This window comes from Xenorhabdus bharatensis (assembly GCF_037996705.1).
GTDB classification, from domain to species: domain Bacteria; phylum Pseudomonadota; class Gammaproteobacteria; order Enterobacterales; family Enterobacteriaceae; genus Xenorhabdus; species Xenorhabdus bharatensis.
Genome location: NZ_JBBMXG010000003.1, coordinates 168,177 through 190,875 on the forward strand (window position 1 = coordinate 168,177; position 22,699 = coordinate 190,875).

General features: G+C 50.6%; 2 protein-coding genes (1 of these 2 running past the window's edge). Both read left to right on the forward strand.

The window, feature by feature from the left end:
* The gene (locus AAC855_RS04585) at positions 1 to 13,041 is read left to right on the forward strand and encodes an amino acid adenylation domain-containing protein (protein ID WP_340608444.1); all 13,041 of its coding nucleotides are present in this window, start codon (positions 1 to 3) and stop codon (positions 13,039 to 13,041) included.
* Positions 13,038 to 22,699, forward strand: the 5' portion of a protein-coding gene (locus AAC855_RS04590) for a non-ribosomal peptide synthase/polyketide synthase (RefSeq protein WP_340608445.1). 24,469 nt of this gene lie beyond the right edge of the window; 9,662 of the gene's 34,131 nt are visible here — the first part of the coding sequence; its start codon is at positions 13,038 to 13,040; the stop codon falls past the right edge of the window. Before AAC855_RS04585 ends, AAC855_RS04590 begins: the two co-directional genes overlap by 4 nt.

Here is a 22,699-nt window from a genome sequence, read left to right on the forward strand (position 1 = left end):
ATGAATACACAGCGTAACCACAATCCATCATCCGGTGGTGAATTCTCACTCAGCTCTACTCAACAAGTTATTTGGTTCGACCAAATGACTCGCCCTGCTTCCTCCGATTACAACCTCAGCATATTAGTTTGTATTGAGGGTTGGTTGGATGAATCATTATTTATTCAGGCGTTGGAAGCCGTCATTTCTCATCACGATGCTTTGCGTTTAAGACTCATTGAAACTGATGTGATGCCTCGGCAAACGTTTGTTGACACGCTCCCGCTCCCCTTAACGATATATGATTTTTCACAGGAAACGGATGCTGAATCTCGCGCTGAACAGCAGATACACGCTAATTTTATACGCCCGTTTTGTTTATATGGAGAATTGTGGCATACCGGATTATTTAGGGTTGGTGAGAACCGTTGGTACTGGCAATTCTGCTGTCATCATCTGATCTTAGATGGCATGGGGTTAAAACTGATTATCAAGGCGCTTTTAGAACACTACAGGCATTTAGCGACCGGTGAAAATTTGCCTGATATAGCCCCTTCTTATCTTGATTTTATTACTGAAGATCAAGCCTATCTCAATTCTAAATTATACATGCGAGACTTACAGTTCTGGCAGAAGCGCTATGAAACGTTGCCATCAGCCCTGCTTCCACTGCCGCATTCAAGGAAGCCGGCCACGAGTGAATTAGCTGAACCCGTCTTTTGGCAACTGGATAAAACACTGTCTCAGCAGATAGAAAACATCGCAACCGCTCATGGATTATCTGTCCTTCATTTTATGTATGCCATGTTAGCTTGCTACTTTGCTCGTATTAACGGCACAGAAGAGATTGTTATAGGCATCCCCGTTCACAACCGAAAAAATAAAAAACAAAAATCGACACTCGGTATGTTTTCATCAATCATCCCTATCAGAGTGACCATCCACGCGGATGATTCTGTTCTTGATATTATGCATAAAGTGGCGACTGAGCTGCATCATTGCTATAAACATCAACGATTCCCTATTACTGAGATCAATCAGCATACACAAATCAAACAAAAGACCGGGCGTAGCCAACTTTTTGATATCGCCCTGTCATTTGAGCCATTCGATGTCTGTACCAGTATAGAAAATATAGCTATGGCGTTAAAGGGCTCCTATCGTGGCGTGATGTTTCCGCTTTCAATTGCAATTCACCAATATTTAATCTCCACAACCTCCCGGATTGAAAAGGAAAATAAACCTTTCACCATTGCATTCAGCTACGACAGTAATTACCTGAGTTATGAAGACGTTATCACCCTTCAATCCCGGCTGGCACTGTTAACCGAAGCCGCAGTGATATCACTGGATACAAAGGTTAAACAGGCTCCTCTCTTACCTGAGATAGAGCGGAATAACCTGTTGTTCTCGTTCAATAATACCGAAGCTGAATTTCCGCAAGATGCGCTCATCCACGAGTTGTTTGAACAACAAGTAACACTGACCCCAGAAGCTACCGCAGTGGTATTTGAAGAACAGTCCCTCAGTTATAACGAACTTAACTGTCGGGCCAACCAACTGGCGCATTACCTGATTGGATTGGGCGTTAAACCCGATGATCGGGTGGCGATTTGTGTCGAACGTAGCCTGGATATGGTCGTGGGATTACTGGCTATCCTCAAAGCCGGCGGGGCTTATGTGCCTCTTGATCCAGCGTATCCACCTGAGCGGTTGGCCTATATGCTGGCTGATTCAGCCCCCGTAGTGTTATTGATTCAGACAACACTGAGCGAAATCGTTGGAGTGCCCTCATTACCGGTTATCAAACTTGATGAACTGCCCTTCTCGACGCTGGTAAACCTGCCGGAAAGCAATCCGGTGGCCGCCATGCAGGGGCTGAATTCACAGCATCTGGCTTATGTCATTTATACTTCCGGCTCGACCGGACAGCCGAAAGGGGTAATGAACAGCCACCGTGCCCTGTGCAACCGGCTGGTGTGGATGCAAAACACCTATCAATTGACTCCCGAAGATCGGGTGTTACAGAAAACCCCATTCAGTTTCGATGTGTCTGTCTGGGAATTTTTCTGGCCCCTGCTGTATGGTGCCCGTCTGGTGATGGCCCGGCCGGAAGGCCATAAAGATGTCGATTATCTGGCCCAATTAATCGAGAAAGCCGACATCACCACCCTGCATTTTGTGCCGTCCATGTTGCAGCTATTTGTGCAGGGAATGAAATCCCCGCACACCCTGCCTTCCCTACGGCGTGTCATGTGCAGCGGTGAAGCCCTGCCCGCAGAATTACAACAGCGCTTTTTCTCACGTTTTAATGCCGAATTACACAACCTGTATGGCCCGACTGAAGCCGCTATCGATGTCACTTACTGGAAGTGTCAGCGTGATGATAAACGCCATTTTGTGCCAATTGGTTACCCGATTGCTAATACGCAGATGTATGTTCTGGATAAAAACGGGCAACCCGTGCCTCTTGGTGTCAGTGGTGAAATCCATATCGGTGGTGTGGGTGTTGCTCGCGGTTACCTGAACCGACCGGCGTTGACAGCAGAGCGCTTTATTGCTGATCCTTTCAGTCCACAGCCTGATGCCCGCCTGTACAAAACCGGCGATTTGGGGCGCTGGTTGCCGGATGGCAGTCTCGAATACCTCGGACGTAACGATTTTCAGGTGAAACTGCGCGGTTTTCGCATTGAATTAGGAGAAATTGAAGCAAGGTTGATGCAGTGCCCGGGGGTACAGGACGCAGTCGTGATGGTCCGTGAAGATACTGAGGGCAATACCCGCCTAGCGGCCTATCTCTGTGCTGAAGTGGGCACGGAACTGGTGCCGGTTGATCTGCGCCGACAATTAGCTCAGCATCTGGCAGACTGTATGCTCCCCTGTGCGTTTGTCATTTTAGATACTTTCCCTCTGACGCCTAACGGTAAGCTCGACCGAAAAGCGCTGCCCATCCCGGACTTATCCGCCGTGCTCACCCGTGATTATGCGGCACCAATCGGAGATGTAGAAACCGCGTTAGTAGAAATCTGGCAGGATTTGCTGGAGGTGGAGCGTGTCGGTCGCCATGACCACTTTTTTGAACTGGGCGGACACTCTTTGATTGCTGTCAGCCTGATTGAACAATTGCGTGATCGGGGATATTTACTAGAAGTACCCACTGTTTTTGCTACACCGCTGTTGGCAGAGATGGCACAGGCGATACAGGACCGGCAAGATACGCAGGATATGCTTGTCCCACCGAACCTTATTCCTGATGGTTGCACAGTTATTACTCCCGATATGTTGCCGCTGGTAACGCTGTCACAAACCGAAATTGACACGGTTATCGCAACTGTGGCGGGTGGTGTAACTAATGTGCAGGATATCTATCCGCTCTCCCCGTTACAGGCAGGTATTCTGTTCCATCACCAGTTACAGGAAAACGAGGATGCTTACCTGTTAAGCAGCCTGCTGGCTTTTGATAATCACGCTGATTTGGCTACTTTTCTGAACGCCCTGCAACAAGTGATAGACCGTCATGATATTCTGCGAACTGCCGTTTGTTGGCAGGGTCTGAGCCAGCCCGTTCAGGTGGTCTGGCGACAAGCACCGTTACTCGTGACACCATTTATCCCCACATCCGTGCAGGATATTCCGTCTCAATTACAAGCGCACACCGCTCAACGAATGAATATCAGTCAGGCCCCCTTATTTGCCGCCAGTATCGCCACCGATCCGGACAGTAATGAGTGGCTGCTGGCGCTGAGTTTTCATCATCTGGTCTGCGATCATATGACACTGACGCTGATAGTGAATGAAATTCAACAGCTATTACAGAAACAGAGGGGACAGGCGGACGCTCTGCCCCCGCCATTGCCATACCGCAATTTTATTGCCCAGACCCTGAGTGTACCGGAGTCAGTGCATGAAAATTATTTCCGTCAGCAATTTGCCGACATCGATGAACCCACGGCGCCTTTTGGCCTGCTGAATGTGCAAGGTAATGGTACAGACGTGACAGAAACCCGGTTGGAACTGGATATCGTTTTGTCACGCACTATTCGCGCACTGGCTCGTCAACTGGGAGTCAGCCCGAGTGTGTTTTTCCATGTTGCCTGTGCCCAGATGCTGGCCCACACCAGCGGGCGTGATGATGTCGTTTTCGGTACTGTCTTGTTAGGGCGATTACAAGGCATGACTGGCGGGACACAGAACATGGGGATGTTTATCAATACCCTGCCAGTTCGGGTATCGCTGAAAAATCACAGTGTGCTGGAGGTTGTGAAGTCTACTGCCAGAAATTTGGTTGACCTGCTGTCCCATGAACAGGCTTCACTGGCACTGGCTCAGCGTTGCAGCGGCGTTATCCCGCCTACGCCTTTGTTCAGTGTGCTGTTCAATTATCGGCACAGCCAGTCAGACTTTACAGCGGAAGCCATTTGGGATGGCGTGCATCTGCTGGCCTCAGTTGAACGGACGAATTATCCCATCACCCTCTCGGTGGATGATCTCGGCGAGAGTTTCACGTTGGTGGCACTGACGGAGAACCGCGTCGACCCTAACCGGGTCATACATTACCTACATACTGCCCTGAGTGAATTGATTAACACACTGAAGACTGACCCCCAACGGTCTGTACTGGCGTTACCGATTCTGCCTGCGGCTGAACGTCAGCTACTGCTGGAACATTTCAATGCCACCCAAATTGATTTCCCACGGGAAGCCTTGATCCACGAATTGTTTGAACAACAAGTTACCCGAACACCAGAAGCAATTGCCGTGGTGTGGGAAGCGAAAACGCTCAGCTATAGCGAACTGAATCGTCAGGCCAATCAATTAGCCCATTATCTGATTGAGTTGGGCGTCAAACCTGATGATCGGGTGGCGATTTGTGTTGAACGTAGTCCGGCAATGATCGTGGGGATACTGGCTATTCTCAAGGCCGGCGGGGCTTATGTGCCTCTTGATCCAGCTTATCCAGCGGAGCGGCTGGCTTATATGCTGACTGATGCAGAGCCTGTCGTCCTGCTGACGCAGTCAGGACGGGAGGATTTACCGTCCCATCCTGCCCCTACCGTGCTGCTTGATACTCAGACATCGCTGTTTGATACCCTGCCTGACCATAACCCGGATAGGCACTGTTCAGGGCTGACTTCACAGCATTTGGCGTATGTGATTTACACGTCCGGCTCCACCGGCACCCCGAAAGGCGTGGCTATTGCCCACAGAAATACCGTGAATTTTCTGACTTGGGCACAACGAACTTTCAGTGACAAAGAGCTGGCGCACACGTTGTTTGCTACCTCGCTGAATTTTGATTTGGCCGTGTATGAATGCTTTGCGCCGCTGATTTCAGGGGGAACGGTTCATCTTGTCGCCAATATTTTGTCTCTCCTCCACGCTGAGACGGGGGAAAATCCTGTCAGCCTGATGAATACGGTGCCTTCTGCTATCACGCCGTTGATTGATGCAGACGCCCTGCCAATAACTGTGCAAACGGTGAATTTAGCCGGAGAAGCACTCAAACCCCGTATTGTTGAGCATTTGTTTTCCCACGCACAGATACAGACGGTGTGTAATTTATACGGGCCTTCTGAAACGACCACTTATTCAACCTGGGCGCGGATGGACCGAGCTGACGGCTTTGTGCCGCATATCGGGCGCCCTATCGCTAATACCCGCATCTATATTCTCAACTCTGTGGGACAATTCGTTCCTCTTGGCGTGATCGGTGAAATTCATATCGGAGGCGTTGGTGTCGCCCGCGGTTATCTGAATCACCCGGAATTAACTGCCGAGCGCTTTGTTGTCGATCCATTCAGCCCAGAGCCGGAAGCCAGAATGTACAAAACCGGCGATTTGGGGCGCTGGTTGCCGGATGGCAATATCGAATATCTGGGCCGCTCTGATTTTCAAATCAAAATCCGCGGGTTTCGGATTGAACCCGAAGAAATTGAGGCACAACTGCTGGCCTGTGATGGGGTCAAAGCCGCCGTCGTTATCGGCCGTGAGTCAGAGAACGGTGGGCAACGTCTGGTGGCCTATCTTATTCCGCAGCCGGACATCACACTGAATCCTGCTGGTTTACGTAACCAACTGCGTACTCGTTTGGCGGAGTATATGCTGCCCAGCGCTTTTGTCATACTGGACTGTTTCCCGCTGACCCCCAACGGCAAACTCGACCGCGAGGCCCTGCCCGCACCGGACTTATCCGCCGTGATCACCCGGGATTATGCGGCTCCGGTGGGTGAAGTCGAAACCATACTGGCAGAAATCTGGCAGGATTTATTGAAACTGGAACGGATCGGCCGTCACGACCATTTCTTTGAACTGGGCGGGCATTCGTTGATCGCGGTCAGCCTAATTGAACAGTTACGCCGTCGGGGATATTCACTGGAGGTACGCAGCATTTTTGCAACCCCATTGCTTTCGGAAATGGCGCAAGCAATACACGCACAACAGGATACTTCCGATATTTTTGTGCCCGCCAATCGTATTCCCGATGGTTGCACACATATTACCCCGGATATGCTACCGTTGGTGACACTGTCACAAGCTGAAATTAACACGATTATTGCAACTGTGGCAGGGGGTGTGGCTAATATACAGGATATCTACCCGCTGTCGCCCTTGCAGGAAGGTCTTTTATTCCACCACCAGTTACAAGAAGATGGGGATGCCTATCTGTCAAATAGCTTGCTGGCTTTTGATACCTGTTCCCGCCTGAATACCTTTCTGAACGCTCTGCAACAAGTGATAGACCGTCATGATATTCTGCGGACAGCTTTCTGCTGGCAGGGACTGTACAAACCCATGCAGGTAGTCTGGCGAGAAGCAAAATTGCCGGTGATGTCGTTTGTTCCTATATCGGCAGAAAATATTCCTTCACAATTGCAGGCACATATCACCAACCGGTTGGATATCACTCAGGCTCCGTTATTTACTGCCAGTACTGTCTATGATCCCGCCTCTGAGGAATGGTTGTTGGCACTGAGTTTCCATCATTTGGTCTGCGATAATATGACACTGACGTTGATCATGGATGAAATTCAACAGCTATTACAGAAACAGACGGTACAGGGGCAGGCGATTGAGCTAACTCCGCCACTGCTGTACCGCAATTTTATTGCCCAGACTCTGAACGTACCGGATTCAGTACATGAAGACTATTTTCGTCAGCAGCTTGCGGACATTGATGAACCCACCGCGCCTTTCGGTTTGCTTAATATACAGGGCAATGGCACTGATGTGACGGAATCCCGTTTATCACTGGATAAAACACTGGCTCATACTCTGCGCGCGCAAGCTCGGCGTTTAGGCATTAGTGCGAGTGTACTGTTCCATGTCGCTTGGGCACAAGTGCTGGCTAAAATCTGCGGACAAGAAAAAGTCGTATTCGGCACAGTGCTATTGGGACGATTACACGGCTCAGCCGATGCCGATCAAATGATGGGGATGCTGATTAATACCCTGCCAATCCGAGTCTCCTTGAGTCATTTTAGTGTATTGGAAGTTGTGCAGGCGACAGCCAAAAATCTGGCAAACTTACTGGAACATGAACAAGCTCCGCTGGCATTGGCGCAGAATTGCAGTGGTGTTATCCCGCCGATGCCGCTGTTCAGCGTATTGTTCAACTATCGTCACGGCTCATCCATTCCCTCAGAGGCAGGAAAGAGTGTCTGGGAAGGAATACGCCTGCTGGCATCAGCAGAGAGGACAAACTATCCCATCACCCTTTCAGTGAATGATGCAGAGGACAGTTTCACGTTGGTGGCTCAAAGCGTAGCTGGCGCCGCACCCTGCCGATTGGTGAATTACCTGCACACAGCCCTGAGTGAATTAGTTAACACGCTGATGACCGAACCCCAGCGGCCTGCGCTTGATTTATCTATTCTGCCTGCGGCTGAACGCCAGCTATTGTTGGAAAATTTCAATGCCACACAGGCTGATTTTCCACAGGCTACCTTGATCCACGAACTGTTTGAACAACAGGTTGCCCGAACGCCAGAAGCGATTGCCGTGGTGTGGGAAGCGAAAACGCTCAGCTATAGCGAACTTAATCGTCAGGCTAACCAACTGGCCCATTATCTGATTGAATTGGGCGTAAAACCGGATGATCGGGTGGCTATCTGTGTCGAACGCAGCTTAGACATGATCGTGGGGATATTGGCTATCCTCAAGGCTGGCGGCGCTTATGTACCCCTTGATCCGGCCTATCCTGCTGACCGATTAACTTATATGATGGCTGATGCCGACCCCGTGGTGCTACTGCTCCAAACAACACTGAGCGAAATCTTTGGGGAGCTTGCATTACCGATTGTCAGACTTGATGATCTGCCCTCATCCACGCTGGCGAACCAGCCCGAAACCAATCCGGTTGCCGCAGTGCAGAGACTCACTCCACGCCATCTGGCGTATGTGATTTATACCTCTGGTTCGACCGGACAGCCCAAGGGAATTATGGTGACCCATCGCAATGTCATCAATCTGTATACCGGGCTGCAATCGGTGGTCGATTTCCCCCCACCGTGTCGTACCGCCCTGAATGCCAGCATCGTGTTTGACGCCTCGGTACAGAGTTGGCTGCAATTGCTGGCAGGTCATACACTGGTCATCATTCCGGAGACTATTCGTGCCAATGGGATGCAACTTTGGCATTATCTGGCGCACTACGCGGTGGATCTGTTTGATTGCACTCCGGTACAACTGCAATGGTTACTGAGTGCGGGGTTAGGTACCGATACAGGTTATCAGCCTCAACAGGTTCTAATCGGCGGAGAGGCCATTTCTCCGGTCTTATGGGCACGCTTACAACAAATAAAAACGTCGCGTTTTATCAATGTTTACGGCCCCACAGAATGTACCGTTGATACGACTTTTTGTGTGATAGATCATTCACTGCCGTCTCCCAGTATCGGTCATCCGATAACCAATGCCCGAATTTATCTTCTCGATGATTATGGTCAGTCAGTGCCCCTTGGCGTCACTGGCGAGATTTATATCGGAGGGGCGGGGGTCGCCCGGGGATACCTGAACCAGCCTGAACTCACAGCAGAGCGGTTTGTGCCCGATCCTTTCAGCCCGCAGCCTGATGGCAGAATGTACAAAACCGGTGATGTAGGACGCTGGTTACCGGATGGCAATCTCGAATACCTCGGCCGGAATGATTTTCAGGTGAAACTACGTGGTTTCCGCATTGAATTAGGAGAAATTGAAGCAGGCCTGATGCAGTGCCCGGGCGTACAGGAGGCCGTCGTGATAGCCCGTGAAGACGCTGAAGGGAATACCCGTCTGGTGGCCTATCTCTGTGCTGAAGCGGGTACGGAACTGATGCCGGTTGATCTGCGCCGACAACTGGCACAACATCTGGCAGAGTATATGATCCCCAGCGCCTTTGTCATGCTCGATACTTTCCCGCTGACACCTAACGGCAAGCTAGACCGCAAAGCCCTGCCTGCGCCGGATTTATACGCCGTGATCACCCGGGATTATGAAGCGCCGATCGGTGACGTGGAAATTGCGTTGTCGGAAATCTGGCAGGATTTATTGGGATTAGAACGGGTCGGACGTCACGATCATTTCTTTGAACTGGGCGGGCATTCCCTGATTGCCGTCAGCCTGATAGAACAGTTACGCAGCCGGGGATATTTACTGGAGGTGCGTAGCATTTTTGCCACACCGTTGCTTTCGGAGATGGCGCAGGCGATACAGGCCCGGCAAGATGCGCCGGATATGCTTGTCCCACCCAACCGTATTCCTGACGGTTGTACACGCATTACCCCCGATATGTTGCCGCTGGTAACGCTGTCACACACTGAGATTGATTCGATTGTTGCAACTGTGGCGGGTGGCGTGGCTAATGTACAGGATATCTATCCGCTGGCGCCTTTACAGGAAGGTATTTTATTCCATCACCAGTTGCAGGAAGACGTCGATACTTACTTATTAAACACGCTGTTAGCTTTTGATACCCGCTCCCGTCTGGATACCTTTCTGAACGCTCTGCAACAAGTAATAGACCGCCATGATATTCTGCGCACGGCGTTTTGTTGGCATGGACTGAGCCAGCCGGTACAGGTGGTTTGGCGGCAAGCAAAATTGCCTGTGACATCGTTTGTTCTAGCGCAACAACAGCCGCCGCAGAGTATCTCCCGACTGGATATGACTCAGGCTCCGTTGTTTGCCGCCAGTATTTCCCTCGACTCGGACAGTAACGAATGGCTTCTGACGCTGAATTTTCACCATCTGGTCAGTGATCATATGACACTGGAATTTATTATGAAGGAGATTTTTCTGTTATTAGACGGTCAGGAAGAATCTCTACCTGCACCACTGCCTTATCGTAACTTTATCGCCCAGATTCTGAAAATACCGAATTCAGTACATGAAAGTTACTTCCGTGAGCGGTTTGCCGATATTGATGAACCCACAGCACCTTTTGGCCTGCTGAATATTCAGGGAAGTGGTGCAAACTTGGTGGAAGCCCGTTTGCTTCTAAATGATACGCTGGCTCAGACTCTTCGCGCACAGTCGCGCCGTCTGGGAGTCAGCCCTAGTGTGTTGTTTCATATCGCTTTTGCCCAGATGTTGGCTCATATCAGTGATCGTGAAGAAGTCGTGTTCGGTACCGTACTGCTGGGACGGCTGCACGGTTCAGCCGGGGCAGATCGGGTTATGGGGATGTTTATCAATACCTTGCCGATCAGGATATCCCTGAACAATCTCAATGTGTGCGAGATCGTGCAGGCGACAGCCGCAAATCTGGCCGAACTACTTGAGCATGAGCAGGCTCCGTTGGCTCTGGCCCAACGTTGCAGTCGTGTTATCCCTCCCTTACCGTTGTTCAGTGCCCTGTTTAACTATCGTTATAGCTCGTCAGTTCCCGAAGAAAAGTCAGGCTGGGGAGGTGTTCGCTTGTTGGCTGCTGAGGAACGGACAAACTACCCTCTGGATCTGTCTGTAGATGATTCAGGAGATGGCTTCACACTGATCGCTCAGACAGCGAACACGGTTGATCCAGAGCGGATAGTCAATTACCTGCACACCGCACTCCTTGGCCTGACGGAAGCACTGCAAACCAACTCTCAGAGGCTTGTACGGGAATTACCCATTCTGTCGGACGCTGAACGCCGGCAGCTTCTGGAAGACTTCAATACCACACAAACAGATTTTCCATCAACAGCCTTTATCCATACGTTATTTGAACAACAGGCACAATATAAACCAAATGCTATTGCTGTGATCACCGAAAATAGTTCACTCAGTTATGGTGAGCTGAACCAGCGGGCCAATCAACTGGCCTATGCCCTGATTGCAGTGGGTATCCGGCCGGATGATAGAATCGCCCTGTGCGTAGAACGCAGCCCGGATATGATTATTGGCATACTGGGTATCTTGAAAGCCGGGGCGGGATATGTGCCACTTGATCCAAGCCATCCTGATAAGCGACGGGCTTATGTATTATCTGACTGTGCCCCCAGATTACTGCTTACCCGGCAACATTTACAGGAGTACGTATCCAATAGCGATATCCCTGTCTGGTTATTAGATGAGGCTGAGTATCTGGAACGGGTAGCCCAGTATCCTGTAATTAACCCTGAACCAGAGCAACTGGGATTACAGAGCCACCATCTGGCCTATGTTGTCTATACCTCTGGTTCGACAGGGCTACCCAAAGGCGTGATGGTTGAGCATCGTAATGTGGTGAACTTTATCCACGCCCAGTGTCAGATAAGTGGCCTCAACGCGGCAGATCGTGTCCTGCAATTTTCTACGATAGCCTTTGATGCCTCCGTGGGCGAAATTTTCCCGACACTCGCGACAGGCGCAACCTTGATCCTGCGTCCTCCTCATCTTCAGATACCCGATGCCGCTTTCAGCCACTTCCTGCAAGAACAAGCCGTCAGCATAGCTGACCTGCCAACCGCTTTCTGGCATCAGTGGGGGCAAGAGATAAAGGCCGGACATAGTGAATTCAGCCCAACTCTGCGTTCAATCACTATCGGAGGAGAAAAAGCAGACCGTCACTATCTGAGCGACTGGCTATCCCTGCCCGAAACTGAACACTGCCGCTTGATAGACACGTATGGACCGACGGAAACGACGGTGATTGCCACATCCATGAGGCTTAACGGAAGTATCTGGCCGGATGCCACTGAAAAACTGTCGATCGGGCGCCCGATAGCTAATGCCCGTATTTATATTCTTGATAAACAAAAGCAACCCGTTCCCCTTGGTGTCAGCGGTGAAATCTATATCGGTGGTGTCGGTGTCGCGCGGGGGTATCTCAATCGCCCTGATCTCACCGCCGAGCGCTTTGTTGTCGATCCATTCAGCCCCGAACCAGAAGCCAGAATGTACAAAACCGGTGATTTGGGGCGCTGGCTACCGGGTGGCAATATCGAATATCTGGGCCGTAATGATTTTCAGGTCAAGATCCGTGGATTTCGGATTGAACTAGGAGAAATTGAGGCACAACTGCTGGCCTGTGATGACGTTAAAGAAGCGATGGTTATTGCCCATGAGACAGATATCGGCGAGAAACGCCTGATAGCTTACTTGGTGGCACAACCAGACGTTACGTTGGAAACTACCAACCTCCGCGAAGAACTGAAACTCTGTTTGCCCAGTTATATGCTACCCAGCGCTTTTGTAATGCTGGATACCTTCCCGTTGACTCCCAACGGTAAGCTCGACCGTAAAGCGCTACCCGCTCCTGATTTGTCGGCGGTAATAACCTGTGACTATGTCAAACCTGTGGGTGACGTAGAAAACAGACTGGCACAAATCTGGCAGGAATTACTGAGTCTGGAACGGGTCGGGCGGCATGACAGCTTTTTTGAAATCGGCGGACACTCACTTTTAGCCACAAGATTGATAGCCCGTATACAAACTGAATTTTTAGTCCAGATACCTATCGTTTCAATTTTCCAATCATCCCGATTATCAGAACTGTCTGAACTGATTCTCTCTGCTCAAATGAATTCAGCATGGGGAGATGACACCGAGTTAATCAAAAAAAACCTCGATTCAATGTCCGCAGAAGAATTACTCGCAATTTTAGATGGAGATACTGAAGAATGAGCAAAGCTAATATCAATATCGACCTGTTAAAACGATCTGTTTTAGAGAAAAAAATTAAAGAAAAAATGAAACAATGCGCTAATGATACGCGTTCATTGCACATGCCAATAACGAAGACAGATCGCCATGCGCCTTTAGTATTATCCTTTGCTCAACAACGATTATGGTTTATCGGACAATTCGATTCAGCCGCGAGCCGGGCCTATCATATCCCTGTCGCATTGCGTCTTACGGGGAAACTTGAACATCAGGCACTCATCTCCGCTCTTGATAACCTTGTGGCCCGTCAGGAAAGTTTGCGCACCCACTTTACATTGGTGGATGATCAACCTTGTCAGAAAATAGCCCCTCCGGATACTGGTTTTTCAATGAGTTATCTGGATTTACGCTCTCTCAGTGAAGACGAACGTTCGGCCCGTGTTGACGAACTGGCTGAATCTGAAGCCCGGACGCCTTTTGATCTTACTCAGGGCCCGTTAATCCGGGGGCAGCTATTGCAGTTGGATAATGAAGAACATGTCCTGTTATTAACTCAGCACCACATCATTTCTGATGGCTGGTCCAGTGGTATTTTAATCCGCGAACTGGCGGCATTTTATCAGGCTGCCCTGACCGGACGCGATGCTGATTTGCCTCCTCTGCCTATCCAGTACGCCGACTATGCAGCCTGGCAACGCAGTACATTACATAGCGATGAACTGACCACACAGCGAGATTTTTGGTATCACCAGCTTAATGGCGCGCCATCACTGCTGGAACTGCCTACGGATCGCCCTCGTCCCTCTGTGCAGAGCTATAGTGGCAGTCAGATACCTGTACACCTCGATGGGGAATTACTCACTGCCCTGAAAACATTCGGACAAAATCAGGGAGCCACATTATTTATGACTCTCCTCACGGCGTGGGCGATCGTTCTCTCCCGTCTGAGCGGTCAAAACGATATTGTGATCGGCCTTCCCATCGCCAATCGTACCCGCACCGAACTGGATAATCTGATTGGTTTTTTCGTCAACACGCTCGCCTTACGTATTGAATCAGGCCAATGTCATACCATAGCGGAATTGCTGGCCCATGTTCGTAAACAGACACTGGCGGCTTATGCTCATCAGGATCTGCCTTTTGAGCAGGTAGTGGAAGTGTTACAGCCCGAACGTAGCCTGAGTCACAGCCCCATCTTTCAGGTGATGTTGGCATTGGACAATACTCCGGCTCAGGAATTGAAACTGCCCGACCTTGAACTTTCTATTATTGAACAACCGCAATACAGTGCTCAATGTGATTTAACGCTGTCGTTAACTGAAACAGCCGGAAATTCAGGCTTAACCGGAACACTAATATACGCAACTGATTTGTTCGATCGGGACACCGTGGTTCGTATTGCGGGTTATTTTCAAAACGTGATAACCGCAATGATCACTGATGTGACTCAGACGATTTCATCGCTGCCTATGTTATCTGCAATGGAACAACACCAATTATTAGTGGATTTTAATGCCACACAAGCCGACTTTCCGCAGGATGCCCTTATCCATGAGCTGTTTGAACAGCAAGTGGCTCAAACGCCGGAAGCAATTGCTGTCGTGTGTGAAGGGCAAACATTGAGTTATGAACAACTTAACCGTCAGGCCAACCAACTGGCCCATTATCTGATTGGATTGGGGGTACAACCGGACGACCGGATAGCTATTTGTGTCGAGCGCAGTCCGACGTTGATCGTCTGCCTGCTGGGTATCCTGAAAGCGGGGGGTGCTTATGTTCCCCTCGATCCAACCTACCCCGCTGAACGGTTGACCTATATGCTGAAAAATGCCGCCCCGGTGATCTTACTGACTCAGGTCGCCCAGCGCGATAAGTTACCGGATATCGTACCCGTGCGCGTACTTGATGCTCAGGACACCTCATTAGAAACCCGATCATCAGAAGCTCTGTCATTAGTCACACAACCGAGCCATAACCCCGATATACAAGCATTGGGACTGACATCGCGCCATCTGGCTTATGTGATATACACCTCCGGTTCAACGGGGCAACCTAAAGGCGTGATGGTTGAGCACCGCAATGTTAATCGGTTGGCTATCAATGGGAGTTATGCGGATATCGGGCCGAATGACTGCGTAGCCCATTGTTCCAATATTGCGTTTGATGCCTCAACATGGGAAATCTGGTCAGCCCTGTTAAATGGCGGACGCCTGCATGTGATCCCACAAGCCGTATTACTTAACCCTGAACGTTTCCGTGAGGAATTAATTAACGGCGAAGTCACAGCAATGTTGTTAACGGTAGGACTGTTCAATGCTTATCTGGAAATACTCTCTCCCCTGTTCAGGCAATTGCGCTATCTGCTTGTCGGAGGTGAAGCTCTCAACCCGAGAAAAATACAACAGGTACAATTCTCTGAATCCCGGCCAACCCATCTGATTAATGCTTATGGTCCGACAGAATCCACCACAATAGCCACCACTTATGCGATAACACTGGCTGCTAATGCTGCATATACCATTCCAATCGGACGCCCTATTGCCAACACACAAATCTATATTCTTGATCCTTCTGGCCAACCCGCCCCGCTTGGGGTGATGGGAGAAATCTATATTGGTGGTGCCGGTGTGGCCCGGGGTTATCTGAACCGGCCTGAACTTACGCGGGAGCGTTTCCTGCCGGATCGATTCTCTGCCGAATCGGATGCCCGGCTGTATAAAACCGGCGACCTCGGTCGCTGGTTGCCGGATGGCAATATCGAATATCTGGGCCGCTCTGATTTTCAGGTTAAATTACGCGGTTTCCGCATTGAATTGGATGAAATCGAGGCGCGTCTGAATCAATATCCGGAAATCAATGAATCCATTGTTATCATGCGCGAAGATATTCCCGGGGAAAAGCGTTTGGTCGCTTACGTGCAAACCCAGCCGAATGTTGACCTGATACCAACCCAACTTCGGCAGTATCTCACTCAGTATCTGGCAGACTATATGCTGCCCAGTGCATTTGTCATTTTAGATACTTTCCCGCTGACGCCCAACGGTAAACTTGACCGCAATGCACTACCTGCGCCGGATCTGTCTGCGGTGATAACACGTGATTATGCTGAACCCGTGGGCGATATTGAAATCACATTATCGGAAATCTGGCAGAATTTACTGGGGCTGGAACGTGTTGGTCGTCATGACCATTTCTTTGAACTGGGCGGGCATTCGCTGATTGCCGTCAGCCTGATTGAACAATTACGCAGCCGTGGATATTTACTGGAAGTGCGTAGCGTTTTTGCCACACCGCTACTGGCAGAGATGGCGCAGGCGATACAGACAGGGATGGATACTTCACCTATTCTGATCCCACCCAACCGCATTCCCGATGGATGCACAGCTATTACGCCTGAGATGCTGCCACTGGTGACGCTGTCACAAACTGAAATTGACACCATCATTGCGACGGTAACCGGCGGGGCTGCTAATGTACAGGATATCTATCCGCTATCACCCTTGCAGGAAGGTATTTTATTCCACAACCAGTTACAGGAAAATAGCGATGCTTACTTATTAAATGCCCTGCTGGCTTTTGATACCCAAGCGCGTCTGGAGGCTTTCCTTGCGGCTCTGCAACAGGTCATCGACCGCCATGATATCCTGCGTACCGCCTTTTGTTGGCAGGGGCTGAGTCAGCCAGTACAAGTGGTCTGGCGTCAAACGACCTTACCTGTGACCCCTTTTATCCCGACATCACCAGAGAATATCTCTGCGCAATTACAGGCGCATATTGTCGTCCCCATAAATATCAGTCAGGCGCCCTTGTTCGCTGCCAGTACCGTCTACGATCCAGACAGTCACGAATGGTTACTGGGACTGAGTTTTCATCATCTGGTGAGTGACCATGTCACACTAGAGTTGATCATGGGTGAGATTCAGCAATTATTACAAGGAGAAATTGAGTCTCTACCTGTGCCACTGCCGTACCGAAACTTTATTGCCCAAATGTTGAGTGTACCGGCTTCGGAGCATGAGGACTATTTTCGTCAGCGACTTGGGGATATTGATGAACCCACAGCACCTTTCGGTTTACTTAATGTACAGGGGGATGGGACAGAGATGACGGAAGCCCGATTGTGTCTGGATATAACGTTGGCACAAACCCTCCGCGCACTGGCTCGTCAACTGGGGATCAGTCCGAGTGTGCTATTCCATGTTGCTTGGGCACAGGTGCTTGCCCACACCAGCGGACGTGATGACGTGGTATTCGGCACGGTACTGTCGGGACGGCTGCAAGGCACCACAGGGGCCGATCAGGTGATGGGAATGTTTATCAACACCCTGCCGGTCAGAATATCCCTGAAAAATCACACTGTACTTGAAGTGGTTCGGGCAACGGCAAAAGATCTGGCTGACCTACTGAAACATGAGCAATTCCCACTCGTTCTCGCCCAGCGTTTCAGCAGTGTTATATCTCCCCAACCTTTGTTCAGTGCCCTGTTTAACTATCGCCATTCCCCATCAAATTCCACGGATAAACCCGGCTGGAAAGGTGTTCGTTCGTTGCCTTCTGAAGAGTGGTCAAACTATCCGCTTGATCTGTCGGTGGATGATTTTGGAGACGGTTTTGCAATGGTCGCTCAGGCAGTGAACAGCATTGATCCCAATCGGGTGGTGAATTATCTGTATACCGCTCTTTGTGGGCTGGCTGACGCACTGCAAAACCATCCCAGTCAGTCTGTGTTGGCGCTGTCCATTCTGCCGGTAACAGAACGCCAACAATTACTGGAGGTTTTCAATGCCACACAAACTGACTTCCTCCCGTCAGAGGCACTTATTCATACGCTGTTTGAGCAACGGACACAGCAGGCTCCGGATGCCATCGCCATTATAACTGAGTATGGCTCGCTGAGTTATGATGAGCTGAACCGGCGAGCTAACCAGCTAGCTAATGTTCTGATTGAAACGGGTATCCAGCCGGATGATCGGATTGCTCTATGTGTTGAACGCTGCCCGGATATGATTATTGCCATACTGGGTATCTTAAAAGCCGGAGCGGCGTATGTACCGCTAGATCCGAGCCACCCAGATAAGCGACGGGCTTACATACTGTCTGACAGCGCGCCTAAATTACTGCTCACCCAACAGCATTTACAGTCACAGGCTCTGAACCATGATATCCCTGTCTGGTTCTTAGATGAGGCTGATTATCTGGAACGGGTAGCCCAATACTCTATCGCTAATCCTGAACCGGAACCACTGGGATTACAGAGCCATCATCTGGCTTATGTGATCTATACCTCGGGTTCGACGGGGCAACCTAAAGGTGTGATGATTGAGCACTGTAATGCAGTGAACTTTATTCATGCCCAATGTCAGATAACGGCGCTTAATGCGGCAGATCGCGTTCTGCAATTTGCCACGATAGCCTTTGATGCTTCCGTGGCAGAGATTTTCCCGACTCTGGCAACAGGGGCCACTTTAATTCTACGGCCCTCTCACCTTCAGATACCGGATGCCGCCTTCAGTCACTTCCTGCAAGAACAAGCTATTAGCGTTGTCGATCTACCGACCGCTTTCTGGCATCAGTGGGGACAGGAAATAAAAGCCGGTCGCAGTGGGTTCTGCTCAACCCTGCGTTCAATCACTGTCGGCGGGGAAAAAACTCACCTTCACTCGCTTGCCGACTGGCAATCCCTGCCTGAAACACAACACTGTCGTTGGACAGACACCTACGGCCCAACAGAAGCGACTGTCATTGTCACTTCTCTGTCACTCAATGGTGGTGCTTTACTAAATGCTGCTGAAACGTTATCCATTGGCCGCCCGATAGCCAATTGTCGGATTTATATACTTGATAAAGCACAACAACCTGTTCCTCTGGGCGTAACGGGTGAAATCTATATCGGTGGTGCGGGCGTAGCACGGGGTTACCTGAATCATTCTGACCTGACTGCTGAACGCTTTGTTGCTGATCCTTTCAGTTCCCAACCGAATGCCAGGATGTATAAAACCGGCGATCTGGGGCGCTGGCTACCGGATGGAAATATCGAATACCTTGGTCGTAATGACTTTCAGGTCAAGATCCGCGGTTTCCGCATCGAGCCGGGGGAAATTGCGGCGCAATTAGTGGCCTGTGAAGGGGTCAGGGAAGCGGTGGTTATCGCCCATAAAACTGATAAGGGTGAACAACGTCTGGTGGCTTATTTTGTGCCGCAACCTGACGTTAAGCTGGAAGCCGCCGATCTGCGCGAGCAGCTGAAAAGTTGTCTGGCGGATTATATGTTGCCCAATGCCTTTGTCATGTTAGATACCTTGCCGCTGACCCCCAACGGCAAGCTCGACCGCAAGGCCCTGCCAACGCCTGACTTGTCGGCAGTGATCACACGGGATTATGAAGCGCCGATCGGTGATGTGGAAATTGCACTGACACAAATCTGGCAGGATTTACTCGGATTGGAACGGGTCGGGCGTCACGACCATTTCTTTGAGCTGGGCGGCCATTCCCTGATTACGGTCAGCTTGATTGAACAACTGCGCCGTCGGGGATACTCACTGGCGGTGCGTAGTGTTTTCACAACGCCAATACTGGCGGATATGGCACAGGCGATAACCCGGCAAGAGACGCCGGATGATGGGGTACCGCCCAACCGCATTCCTAATGGTTGCACAGCAATTACCCCCGACATGTTGCCACTGGTGACGCTGTCACAGACTGACATTGACACCATTGCGGCCTCCGTAACCGGTAGTCATGCCAATGTGCAGGATATCTACCCGCTGTCGCCTTTACAGACCGGTATCCTCTTCCATCACCAGCTACAGGAGACAGGGGATACTTACCTGTTAAACAGTCTGCTCGCCTTTGATACCCGAGCACGTCGGGACGCTTTTCTTGATGCTCTGCAACAGGTCATCGATCGCCACGACACCCTGCGGACAGCATTTTATTGGCAGGGGCTGAGTCAGCCAGTACAAGTGGTTTGGCGGCAGGCGAAACTACCTGTGACGCCCTTTATTCCCACTTCGACAGACAATATCCCTGCGCAATTACAAGCGCATATCGCCACCCGGCTGGATATCAGTCAGGCTCCCTTGTTCACCGCCAGTACCACTTACGATCCCGTCAGTGATGAATGGCTGTTAATACTAAATTTCCATCATCTGGTCAGCGACCATATGACGCTTGAACTGATATTGGGGGAAATTCAACAATTATTGCAGGGACAGGCAGACGCGCTGCCTACTCCTTTGCCGTACCGCAACTTTATTGCCCGGACTTTAAATATACCCGCCTCAGTGCATGAGGCGTATTTCCGTGAACAACTGGCTGATATTGATGAGCCTACTGCACCCTTTGGCTTGCTCAATGTACAGGAAGATGGCACTGATATAGCAGAAGCTCATTTGCCACTGGACAGCGCGCTGGCGGATACCTTGCGCGAGCAGGCCCGTTGTTTAGGTATCAGTCCGAGCGTATTGTTCCATGTGGCCTGTGCTCAGGTGCTGGCTCATACCAGTGGCCGTGATGATGTCGTCTTCGGTACGGTATTACTGGGGAGATTGCAAGGCAGCATCGCAGCTGATCAGATTATGGGGATGTTTATCAATACCCTGCCGATCCGAATTTCTCTTGGTCATCTCAGTGTGCGGGAAACCGTGGAGAATACGGCCCGGAATTTAGCCACCTTACTGGAGAATGAACAGGCCCCACTGGCGCTGGCCCAGCGGTGCAGCGGAGTGATCCCGCCCTTACCTCTGTTTAGTGTGCTGCTTAACTATCGTCACAATTCATCATCTCCCGAAAAGCATCCCATACTGGAAGGAATGCGTCTGTTGGATGCCAAAGAACAAACAAATTATCCGCTGACTCTCTCCGTGGATGATTTTGGGGATAGTTTCATTCTGGGAGTCCAGAGCGTGACGGGTATCGATCCTGACCGAATGGTTCATTACCTGTACACGGCACTTCAGAACCTGACAGAAGCTCTGCATAAGGAACCTTTACAGCCGATTCTGGATTTGCCCATCCTGCCTGAGTCTGAACGTCAGCAGTTACTGGTGGATTTCAACGCCACACAAGCTGATTTTCCGCAGCATGCTCTTATTCACGAACTGTTTGAACAACAGGTTGTGCTGACGCCAGAGGCCCTTGCCGTGGTAGGTGAAGCACACTCGCTGAGTTATGATGCACTGAATCGCCGGGCCAACCAACTGGCCCATTATCTGATTGGATTGGGTATACAGCCGGATGATCGAGTGGCGATTTGCGCTGAACGTAGCCCGGATATGATCGTGGGATTATTGGCTATCCTGAAGGCTGGTGGCGCGTATGTGCCCCTTGATCCGGCTTATCCCGCCGAACGGTTGGCCTATATGCTGGAAGATGCGGCACCGGTGGCGTTGCTGACGCAAACCGGGTTGGCGGGTCAATTGGTTTATCCGATCCTCACGGTGCAACTTGACAGCCAAACATCCGATAACCAAACATCGCTTTTTGATATTCAGCCTGACCATAACCCCGATACAATCTCATTGGGGCTGAGTTCACACCATCTGGCCTATGTGATTTATACCTCCGGTTCGACCGGACAGCCCAAGGGGATCGGGGTGACTCACCACAATGTCATCAATCTGTATACCGGCCTGCAATCAGTGATTAACTTCACGGCACCGTGTCGCACTGCCCTGAATGCCAGTATCGTGTTTGACGCCTCGGTACAGAGTTGGCTGCAATTGCTGGCGGGTCATACACTGGTCATCATCCCGGAGGCTATTCGTGCTAATGGGGCGCAACTCTGGCGTTATCTGGCACATCATGCGGTGGATCTGTTTGACTGTACCCCCGTACAGCTGCAATGGCTGCTGAATGCGGGGCTGGGTACCGATACGGATTATCAGCCCAAACTGACGTTAATCGGCGGCGAGGCCATTTCCTCTGTCTTATGGTCGCGCTTGCAACAAATAAAAACGACCTGTTTTATCAATGTCTACGGTCCCACAGAATGTACCGTTGATTCGACTTTTTGTGTGATAGATCATTCCCTGCCGTCTCCCAGCATCGGTCATCCGATAGCCAATGCCCGCATCTATCTGCTTGATGATGGGGGCCAGCCTGTTCCCCTCGGCGTCCCGGGCGAGATTTATATCGGAGGCGCAGGGGTTGCCCGGGGATACCTGAACCGGCCTGAATTGACGAAAGAACGGTTTGTGGTTGATCCTTTCAGTCCACAGCCTGATGCCAGCATGTACAAAACCGGTGATTTAGGCCGCTGGCGACCGGATGGCAATATCGAATACCTCGGCCGGAATGATTTTCAGATCAAACTGCGCGGTTTCCGGATTGAACCGGGTGAGATCGAAGCTCAGCTTGTGTGCTGTTCCGGTGTGGATGAGGCAGTGGTGATAGCGCGTGAAGATCTGTTGGTGGCTTATCTCTGTCCGGAATCGGGTATGAAGCCAGAGCCGGCTGACCTACGCCAGCAACTGGCACAGCGTCTGGCGGAATATATGATCCCCAATGCCTTTGTCATATTGGATGCCTTCCCGCTGACACCCAACGGCAAGCTCGACCGCAAAGCCCTGCCTGCGCCGGACTTATCCGCTGTGATCAGTCAGGATTATGAAGCACCGACAGATGATGTAGAAATTGTGCTGGTAGAAATTTGGCAGTCTCTGTTGGGCTTAGAACGGGT

Coding starts and splice junctions, on each gene's coding strand:
- AAC855_RS04585 (WP_340608444.1), top strand. CDS start 1: ATGAATACACAGCGTAACCACAATCCATCATCCGGTGGTGAATTCTCA.